This window comes from Archangium sp., from assembly GCF_036277355.1.
Lineage (GTDB): Bacteria > Myxococcota > Myxococcia > Myxococcales > Myxococcaceae > Archangium.
In genome coordinates, this window is the sequence record NZ_DASUNC010000090.1 from 35,021 (window position 1) to 41,891 (window position 6,871).

6 protein-coding genes are annotated in these 6,871 nt (G+C 66.8%); 4 read left to right on the forward strand and 2 right to left on the reverse strand.

Annotation, left to right across the window (positions count from 1 at the left end; translation table 11 throughout):
- Positions 1–92 precede the first annotated feature (92 nt).
- Positions 93–1,487 (reverse strand): undecaprenyl-phosphate glucose phosphotransferase, encoded by a 1,395-nt coding sequence (locus tag VFZ09_RS23935; RefSeq protein WP_329729957.1) that lies wholly within the window; start codon positions 1,485–1,487, stop codon positions 93–95.
- A 231-nt stretch (positions 1,488–1,718) separates the two neighbouring features.
- On the reverse strand, positions 1,719–2,858 hold the full coding sequence (locus VFZ09_RS23940) for a glycosyltransferase (RefSeq protein ID WP_329729958.1): 1,140 nt from the start codon (positions 2,856–2,858) through the stop codon (positions 1,719–1,721).
- A gap of 119 nt (positions 2,859–2,977) precedes the next feature.
- Between VFZ09_RS23940 and VFZ09_RS23945 the strand changes: the two genes are divergently transcribed.
- From VFZ09_RS23945 to VFZ09_RS23960, 4 genes are read left to right on the forward strand one after another with little or no spacing between them, the layout of a single operon-like run.
- The gene (locus VFZ09_RS23945) at positions 2,978–4,030 is read left to right on the forward strand and encodes a glycosyltransferase family 1 protein (protein ID WP_329729962.1); all 1,053 of its coding nucleotides are present in this window, start codon (positions 2,978–2,980) and stop codon (positions 4,028–4,030) included.
- Positions 4,031–4,069: 39 nt separating this feature from the next.
- Positions 4,070–4,762, forward strand: a complete 693-nt coding sequence (locus VFZ09_RS23950) for a hypothetical protein (protein ID WP_329729959.1) — start codon at positions 4,070–4,072, stop codon at positions 4,760–4,762.
- A complete protein-coding gene (locus tag VFZ09_RS23955; RefSeq protein WP_329729960.1) occupies positions 4,749–5,582 on the forward strand; it encodes a hypothetical protein in 834 nt (277 codons plus the stop codon). The genes VFZ09_RS23950 and VFZ09_RS23955 overlap by 14 nt, the downstream gene beginning before the upstream one ends.
- A gap of 8 nt (positions 5,583–5,590) precedes the next feature.
- Positions 5,591–6,700, forward strand: coding sequence for a DNA alkylation repair protein (locus tag VFZ09_RS23960; RefSeq protein ID WP_329729961.1), 1,110 nt, complete (start codon positions 5,591–5,593; stop codon positions 6,698–6,700).
- The last annotated feature ends 171 nt before the right edge of the window (positions 6,701–6,871 follow it).

Genomic DNA, 6,871 nt, shown 5'->3' on the forward strand with positions numbered 1-6,871 from the left:
CCCCGGATACTAGACCGGTCCGCCCTCGGGAGCGCAGGAGTCTCGGCCCCGGGCGTGCGGCAGCCCACACACCCGCCCGGACGCTCTGCGAGCTAGTAGGCGTTCTTCGACAGGAAGCCGCCCAGTGCAGTGCGGATGAGAATCTTCAGGTCCATCAGCAGTGACCAGTTCTCGATGTAGTACAGGTCGTATTCAATCCGCTTCTGGATGGACGTCTGCCCGCGCAGGCCGTTGATCTGCGCCCAGCCGGTGATGCCGGCCTTGACCTTGTGGCGCAGGTGGTAGCGGGGAATCTGCTTCTTGAACTCCTCGATGAACACGGGCCGCTCGGGGCGCGGGCCCACCAGGCTCATGTCCCCCATCAGCACGTTGAAGAACTGGGGCAGCTCGTCGAGCGAGTACTTGCGCAGGAAGGTGCCAATCGGCGTGCGCCGGGGGTCGTCCTTGCTGGCCATCCTGGCGCCGGAGGACTCGGCGTCCACGCGCATGGTGCGGAACTTGAGGATGTGGAACGTGTCGCCGTCCAGGCCCATGCGCTCCTGGGCATAGAGCAGGGGCCCGCGGCTGGTGAGCTTCACCGCGATGGCCACGGCCAGCATGATGGGGGCGCTCACGGCGATGGCCACCAGCGCGAAGAGGATGTCGAAGACGCGCTTGGCCACCATGTTCCAGCCGGACATGGGATCGCCCTGGAGGCTGATGATGGGCAGCCCGCCGAACTCCTCGAGCCCGCCGTACAGGGTGACGTACTGGTAGAGGTCCGGCACCACCTTCACGTCCACGGTGCGCAGCGCCAGCTGCTCCATGAGCGGCTTGACGGCGGCCTGCTCCTCGAGCGGCACGGCGATGATGACCTGGTCCACCGGGTGCGCATCCAGCACGGCGTCCACGTCCTTGACGAGCCCCAGCACGGGTACGCCGCGCACCTGCTGGCCCACCTTCTCGGGGCGCAGCGTGAGCACGCCGGCCACGCGGAAGCCCAGCTCCTTGTGGCCCTCGACCGTCTCGATGACGCGCTGGCCCAGCTCGCCCGCGCCGATGACCAGGATGGACTTGAGGTTGAAGCCGCGCCGGCGCACCTCGTTGAGCACCCCGCGCAGCACCAGCCGCACCGCGGACACGCCCACGAACGAGTAGGCGGCGATGAAGGCCAGCATCAGACGCGAGTAGCGCTCACGGGTGAAGTACGTGAGGGCCACCACGATGAGGGTGGCCATGATGGTGGCCTTGAAGACCTCGAAGACCTCGCCGATGTGCGTGCGCGCCCGGTTGGTGGCGTACAGCCGCGCCTGCCGGTAGGTGACGGGGAAGACGATGAGCACCGTCGCCAGCGACAGCAGCGTCTCCTCCACGGCGGGCAGGCCGTAGTAGACGGGGATGGGGCCCTCGAAGCGGCTGACGTAGGCGAGCGCGAACGCCAACGTCAGCATCACCACGTCGGCGGCGACCTTGATGGACGTATAGAAGCGCTGGAACCGGTTGAACACGCGGGCCTCCTTCTGTGGCCTGCAAGACGCTCGGCCGCGACCTGCAATCGTCGCACCCCGCTCCCACGCGCCGTCCGGTAGCGGACAGCCCATGCGGCCGGGTGGGCTCCTACCATGAAAATCGCCCGGAATCCAAGGGGTTGCCCGGGCTTGTGGCCAACGGTGCGAGCCCCGGAGACGGAGGCGGGCCCCTCGGAAAAAGCGCCCACCCCGACACCGGTGTCAGGGGTCTCAGGGGACGGCGGCCCGGCGGGCGGGGACGGACGGAGCGCCCATCAGCGCGTCCACCTCGGCCTGTACCGAGCGCAGGAAGGTGGCGCGGCTGAAGCGCTCGGCCTGGGCGCGGGCGTCGGCGGGCTGGAAGGCGGGCTCCCACTGCTCGAAGCGGCGCACGGCCTCCACCAGGGCGTCGGGCGTCTGCTCGTCGAAGAAGAGGCCCGTGCGGGGGCTGACCGTCTCCAGCGCTCCACCCCGCCCGTAGGCGATGACGGGGCGGCCACTGGCCTGGGCCTCCAGGGGGACGATGCCGAAGTCCTCCTCGGGGGTGAAGATGAGGGCGCGCGCGTCGCGGTACAGGCCGGCGAGCGCCTCGTTGGGCACGGCGCCGAGGAAGCGGATGTGCGAGGGCAGCGGCCCCGAGGTGAGCTTCGCCGCCTCCTGGCCGGTGCCCACCACCCACAGCGGGGCATCCAGGTGGCGGAAGGCCTCCAGGGCGATGTCGAGCCGCTTGTAGGGAGCGAAGGCGCCGAGCCACAGGTAGTAGCCGCCCTGGCCGAGCCCCTCGAGCGGGTGCTGGCAGAAGCGGTCCAAGGCGATGGGCGGGTAGACCACGGAGGCCTCGCGGCCCCAGAAGCGCTGCACCTTGCCGGCGATGTGCTGGCTGTTGACGAGGATGCGATCCACGCCCGCGGTGCTCTCGCGGTCCCACTTCTGGAGGTACGGGCGGACGGCGTGCGCCGCCACGCGCACCGGCAGCGAGGCGCGGCCCGGCCCGAAGTAGTCATCGAAGAGGTCCCACATGTAGCGCATGGGCGCGTGCACGTAGGCGAGGTGCTTCGCTCCGGGCGGCTTGCGGATGCCCTTGGCCACGCAGTGGCTGGAGGAGATGACGAGCTCGTAGCCCTCCAGGCGCATGGACTCGATGACCTGGGGGAGGACGGGGAGGAAGTGGCGGTAGAGCTTGTGGATGCGGGGGATGCGCTGGAGGACGGAGGTATGGATGGGCCGCGACTCGATGCGCGGGTGCACGACGCCGGGACGGTGCACGAGGGTATGGATGTCCGCCTGCGGGAACAGCTCGCACAGTGCCTCGAGCACGTGCTCACCGCCGCGCTGGGTGACGAGCCAGTCATGGACGAGGGCGACCTTCACGGGCGGGCCTTGTACCACCGCCGGGCCCGCTTGCCGACAACCAGCCAATCGAGCGCCCCACTTGGGTCCGCGCGTGTGGTAGGGCCACCTCCGTGGCGAGCGTCCTGATCGACCTGCGGATGGTGCGTGGCCGGCTGCACGGCATCGCGCGTTATGCGCTGGAGCTGGCGAGCCGGTTGCCGGAGCTGGCGCCGGACCTGAGCTTCAGTGGCCTGACGGGCCCGGAGGGGCTGCCGGCGGGGCTGGGAGCGCTGACGCCGCGCATCCCCCTGCACCGCTGCCCGGTGGGCTTCCTGTCGCCATTGGAGCAGCCGGCGCTCGCCGCCTCGCTCGTCCGGCTGGCGCCCGATCTGTTCCACGCGACGTCCTTCTCGATGCCGGCGCTGTGGCCGGGGCGGCTGGTGGCCACGCTGCACGACGCCAACCACCTGGTGTTGTCGGCGGAATACGGCCTGGGCCAGCGCGCCTACTACAAGCTGGTGGTGGGCCCGAGGGCGAAGACGGCCCGGGCGCTCATCACCGTGTCCGAGTTCTCCCGCGCGGAGCTGGCGAGGGAGCTCGGCCTGTCGCCCTACAAGCTGCAGGTGATTCCGAATGGGGTGGACGCGCGCTACCAGCCATCGACGGCCTCGGAGCTGAAGGACTTCCGCGAGCGCCGGGGGCTGCCGCCGCGCTTCTTCCTCGCGGTGGGCAACACGAAGGCCTTCAAGAACCTGGGGATGCTGGCGGAGATTGCCCCGTCGCTGCCGGTGCCCATCGTGCTGCTGGCGGGCAAGGGCGCGGTGTGGGAGCTGGGCTTCCCGGAGTCGACGATCGAGCTGGCGGACCTGCCCGAGGACGACATGCCGCGCCTGTACGGAGCGGCGACGGCACTGTTGATGCCCTCGCGCTACGAGGGCTTCGGGCTGCCGCCGCTGGAGGCCATGGCGTGCGGGACACCGGCGGTGGTGGCGAGAGCCACGTCCCTGCCCGAGGTGGTGGGCGAAGCCGCGCTGCTGCTCCCGCCGGAGGACGCGAACGCGTGGAGGGAGACGGCACTGAAGCTGCTGCGGGAGGATGCCCTGCGCCGCGAGCTGTCGGAGAAGGGCCGCGAGCGAGCCGCGCTCTTCAACTGGGAAGACTGCGCGCGGCGGACCCTGGCCACCTACCGCCGGGCGCTCGAGTCGCGCTAGGGTCCGCCCCCCCAACACACCAGAAGGTACATGCCCCCCATGAAAACGATTCTGGCGCCACGGAGGCTCGGCGCCGCGGTCCTCTGTCTGCTGTTTGCTGCCTGTACCGCCACCCGCTACCCGGCCCCCGGCCCTACGAGCGCGCGGGAACTGGCCAGGTCTGTGCTCGTCATCGAGGAGTCTCCGGACGGACGGGTGAGCCACACCTGGAAACCCCTCGAGGACTTCGACCTGGCGAAATACCCCTACCACGCGAGCCACGGTGGACTTGATGGAAGGCTCGTGCGCGTCGCGACGTCCTCCGCTCACTGCGATGCGCAACAGAATAGTTGCATCAATCTGTGCACAAGCAGTCCAAGACCCATCCCAATAGAAGGCAGGAAGTACCCGGTCCACCTTGGGTCATGGGCAAGAAACAGGGGCTGGTGGTGTCAAAGAACCTGCACGGAGTTCCATGAAAAGTGCATCAAAGGAGAGGGACCCTGGGCCGAGCAGGAAGCTCAAGAATTTACGCGAATTGATGCCGCCGTTGATTGGCTCCAGAGCCACCGTGAAGAAGTCGTGACAGGCTCCATCATCGTCATCGCGGGGGTGGCATTCGTCGCCGCGGTTGCAGGTTCGGGAGGAGGCGTTCTTTACCTCATACCACTCCTGGTAGTGACTTCGACAGACCCGCTGCCGCAATTGCCCACTGCCCCAAAGGTCGCGGAGGTACTGAATGCCAATCCATGATCTCCTCAATAGCGGCTTGCTCCTGATTGGAAGCCTGCAACATGCGGCTGAATCGGCCGGACGAATAGAGGAAATTGCCATCTGGCAACACCTACGAAATCAATGGAACTTCACAATCATCACTGGTCAGGTCTACGTCTTTGAGGACTACCTTGCCAGCCTCGATTCCGCGCGCACCTCCTACGTAAGCACTGCATTCAACGCGCGCGCGGATCCGATGTCGCAACAGGGCATGACACTCCTTCTCCGAGAACTTGATGAGCAGACAGATCCGGCACGAAAGCAGTACACCCTCGTCATCATCGATCTGCTCAACTTCATTGCGGACAGTGACCAATACGAAGCATTCGAGAACTATCTCGTGGATCGCTACTCCAATCCTCCGCTCGCCATCGCCTTCTTCAACACCCGCCAGGAAGCAAATGCCTGGCTGAACAGTCTCTCGGAGCCCCCCAGCGGTGGCAATGTACTGATTGGAGACGAGTACTTTAGTATCTGGTACTCACGCGAGAGTGGTTTTCGCGAGTTATCGCGAAACGACATAGTGGAACTGTTCCTTGATGATTCCAGCTCGAACCAACTGCCTCCCGTGGCCGCATCCTTCAACACCCGGGAGGAAGCCCTGGAGTGGCTGACGAGTCATCCCGCATCTCCAATGCTCCTGGTAACCATCGCCGGTGAGCGTTACCACGCCGTGTATCACAAGAAATTCAACCGCCACACCTTGCATTCCCTTACACGCCTGAGGGAGGAGCGGGAAAGAATAAAAGCCGAGCAGGAACAGCAGGAGGATCAAGAAGCGGAGCCCTCCGAGGATTGAAGGAAGACATGCCCGAGCAGCTCAAGAACTTCTTCGACCGCGAGGTGGTGGAGCGCATCGCCGCCATGCTGCGCGGCGCCCACCCGTCCTTCCCGGAGCCACGCTTCCTGATCGAGGCCTCTGACGGACTCGAGGCCCATGAGCTCCTGGGCCGGGCCCGCCACATCATGCAGGCCATGCACCGCGCCCTCCCCTCCGACTTCGAGCGCGCCGCCAGCATCCTCCTGCGCTCGCTCGGGCCGGAGCTCGAACGCGAGGAATTCCAGGGCATGGGGGTGTTCATCTACCTGCCCCACACCCTGTTCGTCGCGGAGCACGGGCTCGACCATTTCGAGACCTCGATGCGCGCCCACTACGAGCTCACCAAGCGCTTCACCGCCGAGTTCTCCATCCGCCCGTTCCTCGAGCGCTACCCTCGCGAAACCCTGGAGCGCCTCCACCAGTGGACGAAGGACCCGAACGTCCACATCCGGCGGCTCGTCTCGGAGGGCACGCGGCCCCGGCTGCCCTGGGCCTCCCGGCTCCGTGCGTTCCAGAAGGATCCGCTCCCGGTGCTCGCGCTCCTCGAGCTGCTCAAGGATGACCCCGAGCTCTACGTCCGGCGCTCCGTCGCCAACAACCTGAACGACATCGGCAAGGACCACCCGGAGGTCCTCGTGGACACCTGCGCTCGCTGGAAGGACGGGGCCTCACCCGAGCGTCTGTGGATCATCCGCCACGCGCTCCGCTCCGCCGTGAAACGAGGAGATGCGCGCGCCCTCTTGGTGCTCGGATTCCAGGGAGGCGGAGAGTTCGAGGTGACGGCCTCGTTCAAACCCAAGCGCATCCGGCTCGGCGAGAGCGTCTCCATGACCCTGTCCGTCACCAATCGCGCGAAGACTCGCCAGCAGGCCGTCGTCGACTTCGCCGTGCACTTCATCAAGGCGAACGGCTCGGCCAGTCCCAAGGTCTTCAAGGGCTCCAAGGTCGATCTCCTCCCCGGCACCTCCTGCACCCTCGAGAAGTCAATCTCCTTCGCCACCATGACGACCCGGAAGCACTACGCGGGCACGCATCGGGTCGAAGCCCTCGTGAACGGTAGGGCCTCGGACCTGGGGAGTTTCACCGTCATCGCTTGAGGCCCTCTCCCCTCCGGGCGCGGTCTCACAAAAGTTGGTCGGGTAGACCGGGGAGTTACCTCCCCGGCCCCCCACGGATCCGGACGTGCGGAATTCCCGCATCCGGCTCTTCGGCTCATGGACTCACTGCGAGCGGAAGCCCATCTCGCACCCTGCGCTGGACGAGCTCGC

Coding starts and splice junctions, on each gene's coding strand:
- VFZ09_RS23945 (WP_329729962.1), top strand. CDS start 2,978: ATGGTGCGTGGCCGGCTGCACGGCATCGCGCGTTATGCGCTGGAGCTG.
- VFZ09_RS23950 (WP_329729959.1), top strand. CDS start 4,070: ATGAAAACGATTCTGGCGCCACGGAGGCTCGGCGCCGCGGTCCTCTGT.
- VFZ09_RS23955 (WP_329729960.1), top strand. CDS start 4,749: ATGCCAATCCATGATCTCCTCAATAGCGGCTTGCTCCTGATTGGAAGC.
- VFZ09_RS23960 (WP_329729961.1), top strand. CDS start 5,591: ATGCCCGAGCAGCTCAAGAACTTCTTCGACCGCGAGGTGGTGGAGCGC.